Genomic DNA, 16,635 nt, shown 5'->3' with positions numbered 1-16,635 from the left:
CCTCGGAGGTATCAGATGACGGAGATACCGGGCAGTTCACGGATTCCCGCCTTCACCGGCGACGCCCAGCCCTACCCCGGCGGCGACCCCTACGCCGACTACCGCACCGCCGACTTCCCCTTCGCCCGCTTCCCCGACCTCGCGGACCGCCGCCTGGGCGGGTCGGTGCTCGCCGCCAATGACGAGTTCTTCGCCGAGCGGGAGAATCTGCTGACGCCCGCCGCCGCCCGTTTCGACCCGGACCGCTTCGGCCACAAGGGCAAGGTCATGGACGGCTGGGAGACCCGCCGGCGGCGCGGTGCGAGCACCGACCACCCCCATCCCACGGACCAGGACCACGACTGGGCGCTGATCCGGCTCGGCGTACCGGGTGTCATCAATGGCCTGGTCGTCGACACCGCCCACTTCCGCGGCAATTACCCCCAGTCGGTCAGTGTCGAGGCCACCGAACTGCCCGGCACTCCCTCGCCCGGGGAGCTGCTCGCGGCCGGGGTGAGGTGGACGGTGCTGGTCCCGCGCACTCCGGTGGGCGGCCATGCGGCCAATGGCTTCGCCGTCGACAGCACCCGGCGCTTCACCCATCTGCGCCTCAACCAGCATCCCGACGGGGGCATCGCCCGGCTGCGGGTGCACGGCGAGGCCGTGCCCGACCCCGCCTGGCTCGCGGCCCTGGGCACCTTCGACCTCGCCGCGCTGGAGAACGGCGGCCAGGTCGAGGACGCCTCGGACCGCTTCTACTCCCCGCCGCTCAACACCATCCGGCCCGGCAGGTCCCACCGGATGGACGACGGCTGGGAGACCCGCCGGCGCCGGGACAAGGGCCACGACTGGGTGCGCTTCCGGCTCGCCGGGCGGTCGGTGCCGCGCGCCGTCGAGATCGACACCGGCTTCCTCAAGGGCAACGCCGCGGGCTGGGCCGCGCTGTCCGTACTCGACGCCACCACCGGCGCCGACCCCGCCGACCACACCACCGGCTGGACCGAACTCCTGCCCCGCACCCGGCTCCAGCCCGACACGGTCCACCGCTTTGTGCTCACCGGCGACCGGGTGGCCACACATCTGCGGATCGACATCCACCCCGACGGGGGCATCGCCCGGCTGCGCGTCCATGGCTCGCTCGCCTAGGTGAGCGAACGGCGGCCCGGGCTCAGTTGAGCGGGCGGCTCATGAAGAGGGCGCACTCCCCCTCGGAGACGGTCCCGGTGTAGAGGGCGCTGTCCAGGCCGGTCACCGTGAAGCCCAGGCGGCGATAGGCCCGCACCGCCGGGGCGTTGATGCTGGTGACCTCCAAGCCCGCGGTGTGCGCGCCCAGTTCGCGTCCCCGGGCGAGGGCCCGCTCCATCAGCTCCCGGCCGATGCCCCGGCCGCGGTGGGCGGGGGAGACCCTGAGGTCGGCGATCCACAGCCGGTTGTTCCACTCCTGGTGGACGAAGGTGATGACGCCGCACGGCCCCGAGCCGTCGTGGGCGACGATGAGGTGGGCGTTCCCTTCGGGGTCGTCGTCGTGCTCCGGATACACCTTGCGCAACGGAGGGTCGACGGGGACGGTGCGCAGCCGGAAGCCGTCCTCGGAGACGGTGACCTCGATGACGGTGTCGGTGGTGAAGGAGTTGTCGAGGGCGGCGATGGCCCGCTTGTCCTCGGGGGTCGCCGGACGGTAGTGGACGGTGAGGTCTTCGGAAATCGGCATACCTGCACCGTACAACGGGGCGGTCATTCCTCGGCCAGGGTGTTCCAGAACATCAACTCGTAATCCTGGAGCAGCCGTCCGTAGCGGTGGGCGAGCCGCTCCGACAGCAGGCCCGCGGCGAGTCCGTCCGCCACCGCGGCGGCCGCGCGCTCGGCGCCCCGTGGATCCGGGGCGGCGAAGAGGTCGAAGAAGCCGCATGCCTCGTCGTCGAGGCCGTAGTGGACGCGCAGCGCCCGGCCGACGGTGGCGCAGTAGCCGCTCCAGGCGGCGAAGTTGGCGGTGATCGCCACCACCGCGTCCACCGGCTCGGCGCCCAGCGCCAGCCAGGCCGTGTACGCCGGATACGCCTGGCAGCCCGCCTTGGGCTCATACGCCCGCACCGCCGCCTCATCCAGCCCGCAGGCCGTGATCAGTGCTGCCAGCCGCTCCAGCGCCAGGCTCTCGCCGTGTGCGAGCGGACGGAAGAAGGCGGCGATCCCGGGCTGCCCGGCGGAGCGTTCGCACAGCCGCCCGTAGCTGCGGAAGTCGCTGGTGATGATGTGGTGTTGCTCCAGTGCGAGGGTGGCGATGACCTCGCGGGGCGCCCGGCCCGCCGCGATCGCCGGGACGAGCCGGTTCGCCCCGGCCCGTGGGGCCGGCTTCCGCACCGCGTCCGCGAGCACTTCCTGGGCCGTACGGGTCATCGCTCCGCCTTTCACAAGGAACGGGCAGCCGGGAACGGGCCGGTGAACGGGCCGGAGAAGTCAGGATATCGGCGGCCCTTATGCCTCGCCGCCCAGATAGAAGAGCAGGAAGAAGAAGGCGGCGATGAAGTGGACGGCGACCAGGTAGATGGCGACCCGGACGGCCATGCCCATCGGGGCCCGGTCCTCTTCCTGGAACCTCTTCGCGGTGTCGCTCACGGTGTCCTCCTTCGGTTCGGCCCGGTGTCGCCGAGGCACAGCTCGGCCACGCCGCTCTGCATCAGCGTGTGCAGGAACAGCAGGTCCACCCCGCCGGGCGAGGCTGCGGCGATGCGGTGCGGGGTGAGCGAGTCGAAGTGCGCCGCGTCGCCGGGGCCGAGCAGATGGGCGGTCTCGCCGAGCGTCAGCCTGAGCCGCCCCTCGGTGACGTACAGCCACTCCTCCCCGGGGTGCACCCGCACCAGCTCCTCCTGGCTGCCCCGGCCCCGGGGCACATGCAGCCGCAGCGCCTGCATCGCCCGGCCCGAGCCGCCCGCCCGCCAGTACGTCCAGCCGCCCGCCCGCTGGGCCTCCATCCGGTCCGCGCGGACGATCGGATCCCGCTCCGGGGCCACCTCGCCCAGCAGGTCGGATACGGTCGTCCCATAGGTGCGCGCCAGCGCGAGCAGCATGGGCAGCGAGGGGGTCCGCCGGCCGGTCTCCAGCCGGGACAGATGGGCGGGGGACAGCCCGACCAGGGCCGCCGCGGACTCCAGGGTCAGTCCGCCGCGCAGCCGCAGGGCGCGCAGCCGCGGGGCCACATCGGGCAGTTGGCCCGCCACGGGGTCGGTCGGTTCGGGTGCGGCGCTCATGGTTCCGGTATAGCCAGCACATGCCTGAGAGGCAAAATTTTTTGCCTCTTTGGTAAATGGTCATGATTGGTGAACGTTGCGGAAACATTAAGCAGTTGTCGTTGACATGACATGTGCTACGCGCGTCATCCTGGGCGCATGAGAATCCCCCATCGCATCGCGCGTACCGGCGTGCTCGCCGCCGTGGCCACGACTCTGCTCCTCGGCACCCCGGCCGTCGCCGCCACGGCCACCGGCTCCGAGGTCGCCTCGGTGGCCACCGTGAAGAGCATCGGGAACGTCTGCTACTCCGCCCTGCCCTCGGAGGCTCACCACACCCTGGACCTGATCGACAAGGGCGGCCCCTTCCCGTACCCCAAGGACGGAACGGTCTTCTCCAACCGGGAAGGCGTCCTGCCCAAGCAACGCAGCGGCTATTACCACGAGTACACCGTGGTCACCCCCGGCGCGCCCACCCGTGGGACCCGTCGGATCATCACCGGCCAGAAGCACCACGAGGACTACTACACCGCGGATCACTACCGGACGTTCCGTCTGGTGAACTTCGGGTGCTGAACCGGTAGTCGACCGACACGGGCTGTGCCGTCGCCTCCCGTGGATGCCATGCTCCGGCATCCGCGGGAGGCCTTGGCGTGTGCCGACACGCCCAAGGGGGACGTATATGTCCGGACAACCGGACCTCCGGACTTCCCGTCAACCGGTCGCGCGGCTACGCTCCCTGCGTGGCGCAGCACCAACCCCTCCGGTTCACCCTCGACCGCGGCAGTCCGATCCCGCTCTACTTCCAGCTGGCGCAGCAGCTGGAGGCCGCCATCGAGCAGGGCCGGCTCGCCCCCGGCAGCCTGCTGGGCAATGAGATCGAGCTGGCGGGGCGGCTGGGCCTGTCCCGGCCCACCGTCCGGCAGGCCATCCAGTCGCTCGTCGACAAGGGGCTGCTGGTGCGCCGCCGCGGCGTCGGCACCCAGGTCGTGCACAGCCAGGTCAGGCGCCCGCTGGAGCTGAGCAGCCTCTATGACGACCTCGAGGCCGCGGGCCAGCGCCCCGGGACCCGGGTGCTGCGCCGGCTCGTGGAGCCCGCCACCGGGCAGGTCGCCGCCGCCCTCGGCATCCCCGAGGGCACCGAGGTGGTGCTCATCGAGCGGCTGCGCCTCGCGCACGGCGAGCCCGTGGCCCAGCTGCGCAACCACCTGCCCACCGGACTGCTCGACCTCGACGGGGGCGTGCTGGAGGAGACCGGGCTCTACCGGCTGCTGCGGACGAGCGGGATCACCCTGCACAGCGCCCGGCAGACCATCGGCGCCCGCGCCGCCACCGGGTGGGAGGGGGAGCTGCTGGCCGAACCGGAGGGTGCGCCGCTGCTGACGATGGAGCGGACGACCTATGACGACACGGGCCGCGCGGTGGAGTTTGGAGCACATCTGTACCGGGCGTCGCGCTACTCGTTCGACTTCCAGCTGCTCGCTCGCCCGTAAGAATGTTCTGACAAACTCTTGACGCAGTGTGGCGTGCGCCACTAGAACTCCGGTACCGCCGAAGCCCCGGCGAACGGCGGTGACGGATGGTGACGGATACTTGGGCGGTTGGGCCCGCAGGACCGGGGTCCGGCTGGTCGTGACAGACAGTGGAAGGGCAAGGCCGCGTGACAAGGGTTCGGACAGGCGTACGTGCGATGAGCGCCGTGCTGGTTGCGGTGGTCGCCGCCACGCTGGCGGGGTGCAGCAGTACGGGCGGCAAGCGCGCGGAGGAGCGGGCCGCCCGGGCCGCCCAGGGGCACGCCGCGGTCGACACCCCCCGGTGGACCTTCGCGATGGTCACCCACTCGGGCGATGGCGACACCTTCTGGGACATCGTCCAGAACGGCGCCAAGCAGGCGGCGGTCAAGGACAACATCAAGTTCCTCTATGCCCACGATGTGGAGGGGAACAAGCAGGCCCAGGACGTCCAGGCCATGATCGACCAGAAGGTCGACGGGCTGGTCGTCACCCTGGCCAAGCCCGATGCCATGAAGGACGTCCTGGAGAAGGCCAGGAAGGCCGGCATTCCGGTGATCACCGTGAACTCCGGCTCCGAGGAGTCGAAGAAGTTCGGGGCGCTCTCCCACATCGGCCAGGACGAGACCATCGCCGGCGAGGCCGTCGGCGACGAGCTCAACAACCGGGGCCGGAAGAAGGCGGTCTGCGTCCTGCACGAGCAGGGCAACGTCGGCCATGAGCAGCGCTGTGACGGGGTGCAGAAGACCTTCAAGGGCACCTTGGAGAAGCTCTACGTCGAGGGCACCAACATGCCCGGGGTGCAGTCGTCCATCGAGGCCAAGCTCCAGGCGGACCAGGGCATCGACGCCGTGGTGACGCTCGGCGCCCCCTTCGCGCCGACCGCGGTCAAGGCCGCCCGGCAGGCGGGCAGCAAGGCGGAGGTGGACACCTTCGACCTCAACGCCAAGGTCGCCGAGTCCCTCCAGGACGGCTCCCTCGGCTTCGCCGTCGACCAGCAGCCCTATCTCCAGGGATATGAGGCCGTGGACCTGCTGTGGCTCTACCGGTACAACGCCGATGTCCTCGGCGGTGGCCGGCCGGTCCTCACCGGCCCGCAGATCATCACCAAGGACGACGCCAAGGCCCTGGCCGAATACACCAAGCGAGGCACCCGATGAGTGCCCCCGCGGTCGACGACCGCCCGCCGCACCGCTCCTCGCTGCGGCGCCTCATCGGCCGCCCCGAGCTGGGTGCGGTGGTCGGTGCCGCCGCCGTCTTCGTCTTCTTCTCGGTCATCGCCGAAAGCTTCCTCCAGGCCTCCAGCCTGTCCACCGTGCTCTATGCGTCCTCGACGATCGGCATCATGGCGGTGCCGGTGGCGCTGCTGATGATCGGCGGCGAGTTCGACCTGTCGACCGGTGTGATGGTGACCAGCTCCGCGCTGATCTCCTCGATGTTCAGCTATCAGATGACGGCCAACGTCTGGGTCGGCATCGGGGTGTCGCTGCTGGCCACCCTGGCGATCGGCTTCTTCAACGGCTTTATGCTCACCCGCACCAAACTGCCCAGCTTCATCATCACGCTCGGCACCTTTCTGATGCTGACGGGCCTCAACCTCGGCTTCACCAAGCTCATCAGCGGCACCGTCTCGACCAAGAGCATCGGTGACATGGAGGGCTTCGACTCCGCCCACGCGCTCTTCGCTTCCCATCTGACGGTGGGCGACGTCGACCTCCAGGTCACCATCCTGTGGTGGTTCGGCCTGGTCGCGCTCGCCACCTGGGTGCTGCTGCGCACCCGCGCCGGAAACTGGATCTTCGCGGTCGGCGGCAACGCGGACTCGGCCCGCGCGGTCGGCGTCCCCGTCACCCGCACCAAGATCGGGCTGTATATGGCGGTCGCCTTCTGCGCCTGGATCTCCGGCCAGCACCTGCTGATGTCCTATGACGTGGTGCAGTCCGGCGAGGGGGTGGGCAACGAATTCCTCTACATCATCGCGGCCGTCATCGGTGGCTGTCTGATGACCGGCGGCTACGGCTCGGCCATCGGCTCCGCGGTCGGCGCCTTTATCTTCGGCATGACCAGCAAGGGCATCGTGTACGCGCAGTGGAACCCGGACTGGTTCAAGTTCTTCCTGGGCGCGATGCTGCTGCTGGCGACCCTGCTGAACGCCTGGGTGCGCAAGCGGGCGGAGGCGAGCACATGACCACGGGCGCTTTGGTGAGGCTCACGGACGTGAGCAAGTTCTACGGGAGCATCCGGGCCCTCGAGGAGGTGTCGCTGGAAGTCCACCCCGGCGAGATCACCTGTGTGCTGGGCGACAACGGCGCCGGCAAGTCCACCCTGATCAAGATCATTGCCGGGTTGCACCGGCATGACGCGGGCACCTTCGAGATCGAGGGCGAGGAGATCCGCCTCGACTCGCCCCGCGAGGCCCTCGACCGCGGCATCGCCACGGTCTACCAGGACCTCGCGGTGGTTCCCCTGATGCCGGTCTGGCGGAACTTCTTCCTCGGCTCGGAACCGACCAAGGGCCGGGGCCCGCTCAAGCGGCTCGATGTGGCGCTGATGCGCGAGACCACCCGGGCCGAGCTGGCGCGGATGGGCATCGAGCTGCACGACGTCGACCAGCCCATCGGCACCCTCTCCGGCGGCCAGCGGCAGTGCGTGGCCATCGCCCGCGCCGTCTACTTCGGCGCCAGGGTCCTGGTGCTCGACGAACCCACCGCGGCCCTCGGCGTCAAACAGTCCGGCGTGGTGCTGAAGTATGTCGCCGCCGCCCGGGACGCCGGCCTGGGCGTGGTGCTGATCACCCACAACCCGCACCACGCCTATCTGGTCGGCGACCGGTTCGTGCTGCTCAAGCGGGGTGCCATGGCGGGCAGCCACGCCAAGTCCGAGATCGCCCTCGAGGAGCTCACCCGCCAGATGGCGGGCGGCAGCGAGCTGGAGCAGCTCAGCCACGAGCTGGAACGGGCACCGGTTCCCGATGTCATCGGGGGCAAGCGGACGGACATCCCCGGCGAAGCCTGAGCCCCCTCGGACATCCCTCGCCGGGACCTGCACGGTTATGCGCCCCACACCGCCGGTGAGGCACAATCGGCCAAGCGGGTACCGGCCCGCGGAACGCACCCACGAGGCTCCGGCCTCCCGAGACCACCGCAGGGACGACGACCTCGTGCGAGCACGCCCCCGTTCATTCGCCATGCCCCACCCTGTGGAGGCCGCACGATGAGCATGTATCGCGAGCGGGTGTACCGGGGCTCGGCCAGAGCCACCGTCCTGCGCACGGTGGGCACCCGCGAGCGGCGATCGCACCTGACCGCGCCGCGCGTCCCCACCGTCGGCATCGACATCGGCGGCACCAAGGTGATGGCGGGTGTGGTCGATGCCGACGGCAACATCCTGGAGAAGCTCCGCACCGAGACCCCGGACAAGTCCAAGAGCCCCAAGGTCGTCGAGGACACCATCGTCGAGCTGGTCCTCGACCTCTCCGACCGGCACGATGTGCATGCGGTGGGCATCGGCGCCGCCGGCTGGGTCGACGCCGACCGCAACCGGGTGCTGTTCGCCCCCCATCTGTCCTGGCGCAACGAGCCGCTGCGCGACCGGCTCGCGGGCCGCCTGGCCGTGCCCGTGATGGTCGACAACGATGCCAACACCGCCGCCTGGGCCGAGTGGCGCTTCGGCGCCGGCCGGGGCGAGGACCACCTGGTGATGATCACGCTCGGCACCGGCATCGGCGGTGCGATCCTGGAGGACGGACAGGTCAAGCGCGGCAAATACGGTGTCGCGGGCGAGTTCGGCCATATGCAGGTGGTGCCCGGCGGCCACCGCTGCCCCTGCGGCAACCGCGGCTGCTGGGAGCAGTACAGCTCCGGCAACGCCCTGGTGCGCGAGGCCCGGGAGCTGGCGATCGCCGAGTCCCCGGTCGCCTACGGCATCATCGACCGGGTCGGCGGCAGCATCTCCGAGATCACCGGCCCGCTGATCACCGAGCTGGCCCGGGGCGGCGACGCCATGTGCGTGGAGCTGCTGCAGGACATCGGCCAGTGGCTGGGCGTCGGCATCGCCAACCTCGCCGCCGCCCTGGACCCGTCCTGCTTTGTCATCGGCGGTGGTGTCAGCGCCGCCGACGACCTGCTCATCGGGCCCGCCCGGGACGCCTTCCGCCGCCATCTGACCGGCCGCGGCTACCGCCCGGAAGCCCGCATAGTCAAGGCCCAGCTCGGCCCCGAGGCGGGCATGGTCGGCGCCGCCGACCTGGCCCGGCTGGTCGCCCGCCGCTTCCGCCGCGCCAACCGCCGCCGAGTGGAACGCTATGAGCGCTACGCCCGGGCAGGCCGCGGGTGACGGGCACCATGGCGGACCGCGAGCGCACGACCGGCCGGCCGGACCGGCCCGGACAGGACGGCCGGCCGCAGCGCCGCTGGCTCAGGCCGGTCCTCGTCTTCCTGCTGATCGTCATCCCCGCGGGCTACCTCTACATCTCCGCGATGCAGAGCCGCGGCGGCGGTGGCGACTACAAGCAGGAGCAGGCGGCTGCCACCGGTCTGGAGGAGGGCTGGCCGTCGCGGCTCCAGCGCCGGCTCTACGAGGTGACCGTGCCGGCCTACGCGGAGAACGTCTCCCACTTCGAGACCAACTCATGGAAGTCCAGCTCGCTGTTCCTGCAATTCACCACGACGCACGAGAAGTTCGAGCAGTGGCTCGCCGAGCGCGGCGTCCATGTCTCGGACCTCGAGAACGGCGAGGTGACCATAGACGAGGACGAGGCGAGCCTGGTCGGCTGGACCTTCGGCGGCAAGCACCACTGGGCGGGCACGGTCCGTGCGGAGGACAAGCCCAGACCCAGCCTGGAGATCACCGCCAATCTGGACAATCCGGAATACCCGCAGGTCTACGTGGTCTCCACAACCGCCCCCTGACGCGAGCCCGTTGACGTCTTATGGGGCGCCGTTCCGCCGCGCCAGCAGGCGGTAGGCGTCGGTCAGGCGGGCGCCGGGCGGGAACCGTCCGGTGAGGTGGTCGGCGAGCTTTGCGCAGCGCAGCAGCGGAGCGCCGAGCCCGAACGCCGCGGTGCGCAGGGCTCGTTGGAGCCGGGTCGGCGGCGCGGGATGCCAGGGTGCGTCCTCCCGTGGCGCGCTGCGGTGCACCAGGAGGAACGCGGCCAGCAGCAGGTTGAGCGGGGTGCCGTTGTGGCAGCGCTGCCGGGCCACCACCGTGAACCCCAGGTCCTCAAGGTGCCGCTGCAGGTTCGCCAGTGGCATCAGGTGCAGGTGCTGCGGCTGGAACCACGGAAACCACCAGCGCCCGAGCAGCCGGGCGAAGCGGCATTCGGGATCGGGTACCTCGATGAACAGGTGCCCCCCCGGGCGCACGACCTGGGCCGCCGCGCGCAGTTCCGCTTGCGGGTGGACGGTGTGCTCCAGGTAGTGCTGCATGCTGACCATGTCGTACTCGTCGGCCAGCTCGGGGGCGAGCTCGGGGAACAGGCCCCGGTAGGCGCGGCCGATCCGGCCGTGCCGGGCCGCCAGTTCCACGCCCTCGCCGCGGTCGAGGCCGTCGAAGGCGGTGCCGGGGAACCGGTCGGCGGCCGCCGCGCAGAAGTGGCCGTGCCCGGTGCCGACGTCCAGCCAGGTCTTGGGCTCGGCGTGGGCCGCGACAAACTCCGCACGCTGCCGGTAGGCCTTCTGCAGTCCCGCGAAGATCCCCTCCATTCTGGCCGCCCCGAAGCCGTCGTAGAAGTCGCGGTAGTAGAACTCCAGGCCCTGCTGGTTCAGTTGGGGATTCTGGAAGATGTGCCCGCAGTCCCGGCAGCGGTCCAGGGTGAAGGTGCCGGGCTTGTGCTGGAGCAGGTCGGTGGTGCGCAGCCGGAGCCGGAGGCGGCCGGATCCGCACCAGGGGCAGCCGGTCCGGCGTGGACCGAGGAATCCGGTCACGCCGCCGGCGAGCGCGGACCGGTAGCAGGCCCGCTGTTCCGCGGTCGGTTCAGGCAGGGGTCGGGACATCGGACGGCTCCCTGGGGACGAGGTGTTCGAGGTGGGTCGCCGCGGCGGCCGCTCCGCCCGCGGCGCGGAAGGACCGGGCCACGCGCCGGGCGGCGGCCCGGTAGCCCGGTTCGTGGAGGACGGCGTCGAGCGCCGCACCGATCCGGTCCGCGGCCGCGCGGCCGTACCGGACCCGCAGCCCCGCCCCCGCCCGGACCACCTGCCCGGCGATCGCGGGCTGGTCGTCCCGGATCGGCGCGAGGACCAGGGGGAGGCCGTGCCACAAGGACTCGCAGACGGTGTTGTGCCCGCCGTGGCAGATCACGGCGGAACACCGTTCCAGCAGGGCGAGTTGGGGAACGCGGGCACATACGAGCACCCCGTCGGCGGAGCCCCGGACGCTGCCCGACGGGTCGACGATCACCGCCTGCAGCCGCTCCGAGCGGCCCCGTACCGCTGTGGCGCACTCGGCGAGGAAGCGGGCCCCGGCGTCGGCGTTCAGGGTGCCGAGCGTGATCAGCACGGTGGCACGCCGCCGGTCCAGCCACCGCCAGGGGAAGGGGCAGGCGGTCGGGCGCGGTTCGATCGACGGGCCGACGAGCCGGACCTGCCTGCCGAAGTGCTCTGCCGGGCCGGTCAGTTCGGCCGTACTGAACACCAGCGCCAGCCGGTCGGACAGGCGCGGATCGGCGCTGCCGTCCGGGGCGCCGATCCGCCGCCGCAAGCCCTGGATGCGCTCGGCGAGCTGGGCCGCCACCTTCGGCAGGTGTCCCAGCACGGTGAGTTCCGCCGAGGTGGTCGCCGAAGTGGCCCAGGGGACACCCAGCTGCTCGGCCACCAGCCCTCCGGCGTAGGCCTGTTGATCGGCGACCAGGACATCGGGCCGGAACCGTTCGACCGCCGCCCGGACACCGGGAGCCATGGACACGGCCAACGGCCCGAGATACCCCTCCCACAGGAATTCCAGTGCCGCCGGTCCGGCCGGCCGCCGCTGGGCGCGCCACGGAGCGCCGGGCCCGTCGGGTGTCTCCGCGGAGCACGGGAACACCAGCGCCCGCTCGCCCACCATCGGTCTCACGGCCTCCGGTGCGCCCGCCCACGCCACCCGGTGACCGCGCCGGACCAGCTCCGCCGCCACCCCGACCGTCGGGTTGACATGCCCGGCCAGCGGCGGCACCACAAACAGGAAGCCGCTCAAGTCCCGGTCTCCCGCAGGCACGACACGACATGGGCGACGACCTCGCCGACCGTGAGGTAGATGATCCCGCTGAGGTCGAGGTCCGCCAGGAAGCCGGTGAAGTCCACCCGCGGGCCGTAGCGTGCGGCCAGCCGGCCGCCCAGGTCCATCAGGTCGAGACTCTCCAGCTCCAGGTCCTTGTGGAGCTGCGTGCTCTCGGTGATCTCCGTGTCGGCGAGGTCCTCGGCGTAGGTGCCGAGAACGGCCCGCAGCATCCCGGCGATGTCATCGAACACCACCGTCGCGTCCACGGCGGCGGAACTCGGTTGTGCCTGCTCGCTGTTCAAGCGTCCTCCTCTTCCCCGGCTCCGGTCGTCCACGCGACGACGTACTCCCTGGCCGGCAGCCCGGGCGGGTTGCCGATGCACCGGCAGTGCACGAGGTATGAGCGTCCTGCGGCTGCCACCCGCAGGGTGTCCGCCCGGGCGGCGGTGACCACGAAGTCCTGCGGGCGCCCGCGCAGACCGGTGCCCTCCGCCTTCGACACCGCCTCCTTCGCGGCCCAGAACCGGGTGAACCACAGGGCCTCCGGCCCGCCCGCGTCCGCACCTGCCGTGGCGAGCAGCCGGCGTTCCGCCACGCCGAGCGCGAAGTCCCGGGTGTGCACCGGCCGTTCGGCGACCTCCTCCACGTCGATGCCGGCGCCCGGGCGCCCGGACCGGGTGCGGGGCCGCACCAGGGCCACCCCGGTCTCCGCGCGGTGGGACAGCGTGACGTCCAGTTCCGGCAGGCTGCGGCCGTGCACACCGGTGACGTACGGCCGGCCGTGCGGGTCGTTGCGGACCTGGATCTCGGCCGGGAAGACGGGCCCCGCGCCGTGCTCCCAAAGCCACTGCCGGACCGCGTCCTTGACCGCGATCCGGCCGAGCAGCCACTGCCCGCGGGCGCGCGGCGACTGCTGCTCGTAGCCGAGCCGTTCGGCGCGGCACAGGTGGTGGCGCATGAACAGGTCGCGGGAGGCGGTGTCCTGCCACCAGTCGTGCAGCAGGACCCAGCCGCCGGGCTGTGGCCGCGAGAGCGTGTACCGCTCGGGGCGGCGTACCGCCTGCCTGGTCTCCGGGCGGCCGGCGAAGCGGCGGTCCTGCCAGCCGGTGATCTCGGCCCACACCCGGCCGTCCGCGACGAGCTGTGCATCGGCCTCGACCACGGCGTCCGTCAGCGAGACGATGCGCACCAGGCACTCCAGCCGGGTACCAGGGCATGGCTGCGGGCCGAAGAAGCGGATGTGCCGCATCGCCACGGGGAACACCATCCAACCCTCGCGGCAGGTCGCCATGATCCAGTAGCCGAGCAGCTGGCCGACGTTGTCCAGCAGCGCGCCGGGTGCGGCGGGAGCGGTGATCACACCCCGCACCTGCCGCTCGCCGATCGCGGTGAGTTCGGTGACCCCTTGGTAGGCGGGGCCGTGGAACATCCAGCGCTCCGCGTAGAGCACGTCCGTGGTGTGGCCGGGAGCCCGTTCCGCCGCCGGGTCCGTGAACCACGGGGCGGGAGGCTGCGGATGGTGCGCGGCCACCTCCACCGTGCCGTGCGCGCTCTTCCCGAAGGCGACGTCGAACCGGTCGCCGCTCTCCCGCGACGGTGTGCCCGTCACGGGAATGTCGACGGGGGCGGCCGCGCTCACCCACCGGGTGAAGCGTGCGTGGTGCACCGCGACGGCCCGGACCCCCGGGAGGTGCCGTTCCGTGGCGTCCATGAGGTGCTGGACGATGGCGGTGGCCGGGACGACGGGCCACCTGTCCGCCAGGTCGGGCCAGCCGTCGCGCTGGGGGAAGAAGCAGTGGTCGAGGAGGTGGGGCATGGCCTCCGCGGACACCCGGAGCTCGCTCCGCCAGGCGCCCCCGCCGGGGGTGCTCGCCGTGATCAGCTCGGCGGCCAGGTCCGCGGTCTCCCGTAGCAGGGCGCCGAGTTCGGCCGCCGGCGGAAAGCGGTCCGCCAGGGCGTCCAGGCCGGCCGAGCCCGCCGGACCCATACCCGCCCGCGTGAACTCCCGGCGCAGCTCCGTCAGTTCCCTTCCGCCCAGGGACACCAGCGTGCTGCCGAGAGCGAGCCGGACCGGGCGGCCGCCGACCCGGGGTGCGGAACCGGACGGCGGGGCAAGCAGGGGGCCGACTGCGGCCCCGTGGCTCCACAGGGCCACGGCCACTCTGCGGAGTTGGGCGATGCCGTCGCGCCGCGGCGAGCCCGCGGCCACCGCGAGATGCGCCCGGTCCCGCAGGGTGTCGGTGACGAGCGAGGTCAGCTGTCCGGTGCCGACCTGGACGAAGGCCCGGAAGCCGGCCGCGTGCAGCGCCTCGACCAGGGCCCGGAAGCGCACCGGCTCCAGCAGGTGCCGGACGAACAGCGCGCGGATCCCCGCAGGGTCCGGCGGGTAGGGGGCGGCCGTGGTGCCCGACCAGACGGGCACGGCAGCGGGCCGCAGCCCCAGGCGGTCCGCGGCCGCGGTGATCGGCGCGAGATACGGGGCCAGCATCGGTGTGTGGAACCCCGACCGGAACGGCAGGATCCGACCGGTCACGCCCTCGGCCCGCAGCCTCGCCACAAACTCCGCGACCTCGGCGCCGGGGCCGCACACCATGCACTGGCGCGGGGCGTTGTCGTGCGAGAGCACCACGCGGCCGTCCGCCCGCTCCGCCAGCGCGGCCTGTGCCCGCCGGGCGGAGGTGCCCAGCACGGCGAAGACGAGGCCGGGCAGTTGCGGGCCGCCGTCCGCCCCGAGGCTGTCGAGCAGCCCGTCGACGGCCTCGCGCGCATACATGCCCGCCATCGCCATCGCGTTCCACTCGCCGACGCTGTGCCCGGCGACGGCATCCGGCACGACCCCCATCCGCCGCAGGGCGCCGTCGAGCAGCCGGCCGACGGCGAACACACCGGTCGCATGCGGCCCGAGATCGCCGGCGCGGACCGGTGCGCCGGGGCGGGCGGCCACCGGGCGCGGCAGTCCGAAGTACTCGGCGACCCCGTCCACCCGGGGCGTGAACTCCGCCTCCAAGCCCGGGAAGACAAAGGCGATACGGCCCGGGGAGCCCGGGCCCAGCAGGGGAGCGGGCGTGAACCAGATGTCGTCCCGGCCGCGCCAGGGACGCCCTTGGGCCACCACCCGGGCGGCCAGTGCCCGTCGGCGGGCGGTGGGGCCCACGATGCCGAGCCGGGCCCTCCCGGTGCCACTCGGGGTCGCCGCCGTCAGGGAGCCGTCCGCCGCGAGCAGCGCCGCGAGTTCCCGCGGGGTGTCCGCGGCCAGGGCCAGTACGCGCTCCGGCTCGCTCACCGCGACCGCGGGCCGACGGGCTCCGCGGCCGGGGGAGGGTGGCTGTTCCAGCACCACATGGGCGTTGATGCCGCCGAAGCCGAAGGCGCTCACCGCCGCGCGGCGCAGGCCGCCGCCCGGGCCGCCCGCCCAGGGTTCCGCCGCGCCGATGGTGCGGAAGCGGGTGCCGGCCAGCGCCGGATGCGGGTCCTCGCAGTGCAGCGTGGGCAGCAGCATCCCGTGGTGTACCGCAAGGGCCGCCTTGATCAGGCCGGCTGCCCCCGCGGCCGGCATGGCATGGCCGATCATCGACTTCACGGAGCCGAGCACGGCCCGCTCCCCGGCCTGGTGGGGTCCGAACACCTCGGCCAGCGTGGCCAGTTCGGCCGCATCACCGGCCGGTGTCGCCGTGCCGTGTGCCTCCAGCAGCCCGAGGGAGCCCGGCTCGCGCGGATCGATCCCGGCGGCCGACCACGCCTGGCGCAGGGCCCGCACCTGGCCGCCCGGATCCGGGGCGGCGAGCCCCGCGGCGCGGCCGTCGCCCGCCACCCCGGTGCCGCGGACCACCGCGTAGATGCGGTCGCCGTCCCGCTGTGCGTCCGCCAGCCGCTTGAGCACCAGGATCCCGGTGCCCTCGCCGATGAGGATGCCATCGGCCTCCCGGTGGAACGGGCGGCTGCGCTCGCTCGGCGAGAGGGCGCGCAGCCGGTCGAAGACGCTCCACAGGGTGATGTCATGACAGTGGTGCACGCCGCCCGCGAGCATGACATCGCACCGGCCGGAGGCGAGCTCCCCGACCGCCTGGTCCACCGCCAGCAGGGACGACGCACATGCGGCGTCCACCGTGTAGGCGGGGCCGCGCAGGTCCAGGCGGTTGGCCGTCCGGGAGGCGGCGAGGCTGGGCACCAGCCCGATCGCCGACTCGGCGCTGTCGGCGCCGAGTTGCCGGGAGAGCGCGGCCCGCACCCGGGCGAGCCGGTCCGGCCCGAGCTCGGGCAGCAGTTCGCCGAGGGTGCGCACGATCTGGCGGGGGACGCACATGCGCTGGTCCTGCTGAATGCGCCCGGCCCCCGGATACCCGCCGCGGCCCAGCACCACCCCCACCCGGTCGCGGTCGGGCAGCCGGTCGTCGCCGCCCGCGTCGGCGATGGCGGCGGCCGCCACCTGGAGTGCGATCAGCTGGTCGGGTTCGGCGCCGGGCACCGAGGACGGCGCGATGCCGAACCGGACGACGTCCACCTCGGCGAACTCGTCGACGAAGCCGCCGCGCCGGCAGGACAACCGATCGGCACGCCGGCCGTCGCCCGGGTCGAAGTACTCGGCGTCGAACCGTCCTTCCGGAACCTCGCTGATCGCATCCGCCCCGGTCACCAGATTCCGCCAGTACGCCGCAAGGTCGGGGGCGCCCGGGAACAGCGCGGCCATGCCGGTGATGGCGACGGGGATCGCCCGGCCGCTCGCCATC

At 72.3% G+C, this 16,635-nt stretch carries 16 protein-coding genes; 8 read left to right on the top strand and 8 right to left on the bottom strand.

What is annotated here, in order from left to right; genetic code table 11:
* Positions 1-15 precede the first annotated feature (15 nt).
* The gene (gene alc, locus ABCR83_RS12725; RefSeq protein WP_462695044.1) at positions 16-1,125 is read left to right on the top strand and encodes an allantoicase; all 1,110 of its coding nucleotides are present in this window, start codon (positions 16-18) and stop codon (positions 1,123-1,125) included.
* Between the two features lie 22 nt (positions 1,126-1,147).
* Here alc and ABCR83_RS12720 read toward each other — a convergent pair whose 3' ends face one another.
* From ABCR83_RS12720 to ABCR83_RS12705, 4 genes are all read right to left on the bottom strand, one after another.
* Positions 1,148-1,690 carry a GNAT family N-acetyltransferase gene (locus ABCR83_RS12720; protein ID WP_462695043.1) on the bottom strand — a complete coding sequence of 181 codons (543 nt, stop codon included), beginning with the start codon at positions 1,688-1,690 and terminating at the stop codon, positions 1,148-1,150.
* Between the two features lie 23 nt (positions 1,691-1,713).
* Positions 1,714-2,373 carry a thiaminase II/PqqC family protein gene (locus ABCR83_RS12715; protein WP_462695042.1) on the bottom strand — a complete coding sequence of 220 codons (660 nt, stop codon included), beginning with the start codon at positions 2,371-2,373 and terminating at the stop codon, positions 1,714-1,716.
* Positions 2,374-2,451: 78 nt separating this feature from the next.
* Entirely contained in the window at positions 2,452-2,592 is a 141-nt protein-coding gene (locus ABCR83_RS12710) for a DUF6126 family protein (protein ID WP_462695041.1), read from the bottom strand.
* Positions 2,589-3,224, bottom strand: a complete 636-nt coding sequence (locus tag ABCR83_RS12705; RefSeq protein ID WP_462695040.1) for a helix-turn-helix domain-containing protein — start codon at positions 3,222-3,224, stop codon at positions 2,589-2,591. The genes ABCR83_RS12710 and ABCR83_RS12705 overlap by 4 nt, the downstream gene beginning before the upstream one ends.
* A 138-nt stretch (positions 3,225-3,362) precedes the next feature.
* On the opposite strand from ABCR83_RS12705, the gene ABCR83_RS12700 reads away from it, so the two are divergent.
* The 7 genes from ABCR83_RS12700 to ABCR83_RS12670 all read left to right on the top strand — a co-directional run bounded on the left by ABCR83_RS12700 (position 3,363) and on the right by ABCR83_RS12670 (position 9,624).
* Positions 3,363-3,779 (top strand): guanyl-specific ribonuclease, encoded by a 417-nt coding sequence (locus ABCR83_RS12700; protein ID WP_462695039.1) that lies wholly within the window; start codon positions 3,363-3,365, stop codon positions 3,777-3,779.
* A gap of 167 nt (positions 3,780-3,946) precedes the next feature.
* A complete protein-coding gene (locus tag ABCR83_RS12695; RefSeq protein WP_462695038.1) occupies positions 3,947-4,696 on the top strand; it encodes a GntR family transcriptional regulator in 750 nt (249 codons plus the stop codon).
* 167 nt (positions 4,697-4,863) lie between these two features.
* On the top strand, positions 4,864-5,874 hold the full coding sequence (locus ABCR83_RS12690) for a sugar ABC transporter substrate-binding protein (RefSeq protein ID WP_462695037.1): 1,011 nt from the start codon (positions 4,864-4,866) through the stop codon (positions 5,872-5,874).
* Positions 5,871-6,902, top strand: coding sequence for an ABC transporter permease (locus tag ABCR83_RS12685; protein WP_462695036.1), 1,032 nt, complete (start codon positions 5,871-5,873; stop codon positions 6,900-6,902). The genes ABCR83_RS12690 and ABCR83_RS12685 overlap by 4 nt, the downstream gene beginning before the upstream one ends.
* Positions 6,899-7,729 carry an ATP-binding cassette domain-containing protein gene (locus ABCR83_RS12680; RefSeq protein WP_462695035.1) on the top strand — a complete coding sequence of 277 codons (831 nt, stop codon included), beginning with the start codon at positions 6,899-6,901 and terminating at the stop codon, positions 7,727-7,729. Before ABCR83_RS12685 ends, ABCR83_RS12680 begins: the two co-directional genes overlap by 4 nt.
* 198 nt (positions 7,730-7,927) lie before the next feature.
* Positions 7,928-9,049 carry an ROK family glucokinase gene (locus ABCR83_RS12675; RefSeq protein WP_462695034.1) on the top strand — a complete coding sequence of 374 codons (1,122 nt, stop codon included), beginning with the start codon at positions 7,928-7,930 and terminating at the stop codon, positions 9,047-9,049.
* An 8-nt stretch (positions 9,050-9,057) separates the two neighbouring features.
* The gene (locus tag ABCR83_RS12670) at positions 9,058-9,624 is read left to right on the top strand and encodes a hypothetical protein (RefSeq protein WP_462695033.1); all 567 of its coding nucleotides are present in this window, start codon (positions 9,058-9,060) and stop codon (positions 9,622-9,624) included.
* 18 nt (positions 9,625-9,642) lie between these two features.
* On the opposite strand, the gene ABCR83_RS12665 is transcribed toward ABCR83_RS12670, so the two are convergent.
* The 4 genes from ABCR83_RS12665 to ABCR83_RS12650 are packed head-to-tail and all read right to left on the bottom strand — an operon-like array spanning position 9,643 to position 16,634.
* Positions 9,643-10,707, bottom strand: coding sequence for a class I SAM-dependent methyltransferase (locus ABCR83_RS12665; protein ID WP_462695032.1), 1,065 nt, complete (start codon positions 10,705-10,707; stop codon positions 9,643-9,645).
* Entirely contained in the window at positions 10,688-11,884 is a 1,197-nt protein-coding gene (locus ABCR83_RS12660; RefSeq protein ID WP_462695031.1) for a glycosyltransferase, read from the bottom strand. Before ABCR83_RS12660 ends, ABCR83_RS12665 begins: the two co-directional genes overlap by 20 nt.
* A complete protein-coding gene (locus ABCR83_RS12655; protein WP_462695030.1) occupies positions 11,881-12,210 on the bottom strand; it encodes a phosphopantetheine-binding protein in 330 nt (109 codons plus the stop codon). Before ABCR83_RS12655 ends, ABCR83_RS12660 begins: the two co-directional genes overlap by 4 nt.
* A complete protein-coding gene (locus ABCR83_RS12650; RefSeq protein WP_462695029.1) occupies positions 12,207-16,634 on the bottom strand; it encodes a beta-ketoacyl synthase N-terminal-like domain-containing protein in 4,428 nt (1,475 codons plus the stop codon). Before ABCR83_RS12650 ends, ABCR83_RS12655 begins: the two co-directional genes overlap by 4 nt.
* Between the last annotated feature and the right edge of the window lies 1 nt (position 16,635).

The sequence above is a fragment of the Streptomyces xingningensis genome (assembly GCF_054957865.1).
This window is presented reverse-complemented; position numbering and strand designations above follow the sequence as displayed.

What these genes read in the sequence shown, in the direction of transcription:
- ABCR83_RS12675 (WP_462695034.1), top strand. Translation starts at nt 7,928, where the DNA reads ATGAGCATGTATCGCGAGCGGGTGTACCGGGGCTCGGCCAGAGCCACC.
- ABCR83_RS12670 (WP_462695033.1), top strand. Translation starts at nt 9,058, where the DNA reads ATGGCGGACCGCGAGCGCACGACCGGCCGGCCGGACCGGCCCGGACAG.
- ABCR83_RS12700 (WP_462695039.1), top strand. Translation starts at nt 3,363, where the DNA reads ATGAGAATCCCCCATCGCATCGCGCGTACCGGCGTGCTCGCCGCCGTG.
- ABCR83_RS12685 (WP_462695036.1), top strand. Translation starts at nt 5,871, where the DNA reads ATGAGTGCCCCCGCGGTCGACGACCGCCCGCCGCACCGCTCCTCGCTG.
- ABCR83_RS12720 (WP_462695043.1), bottom strand. Translation starts at nt 1,690, where the DNA reads ATGCCGATTTCCGAAGACCTCACCGTCCACTACCGTCCGGCGACCCCC.
- ABCR83_RS12680 (WP_462695035.1), top strand. Translation starts at nt 6,899, where the DNA reads ATGACCACGGGCGCTTTGGTGAGGCTCACGGACGTGAGCAAGTTCTAC.
- ABCR83_RS12705 (WP_462695040.1), bottom strand. Translation starts at nt 3,224, where the DNA reads ATGAGCGCCGCACCCGAACCGACCGACCCCGTGGCGGGCCAACTGCCC.
- ABCR83_RS12715 (WP_462695042.1), bottom strand. Translation starts at nt 2,373, where the DNA reads ATGACCCGTACGGCCCAGGAAGTGCTCGCGGACGCGGTGCGGAAGCCG.
- ABCR83_RS12665 (WP_462695032.1), bottom strand. Translation starts at nt 10,707, where the DNA reads ATGTCCCGACCCCTGCCTGAACCGACCGCGGAACAGCGGGCCTGCTAC.
- alc (WP_462695044.1), top strand. Translation starts at nt 16, where the DNA reads ATGACGGAGATACCGGGCAGTTCACGGATTCCCGCCTTCACCGGCGAC.
- ABCR83_RS12650 (WP_462695029.1), bottom strand. Translation starts at nt 16,634, where the DNA reads ATGGCGAGCGGCCGGGCGATCCCCGTCGCCATCACCGGCATGGCCGCG.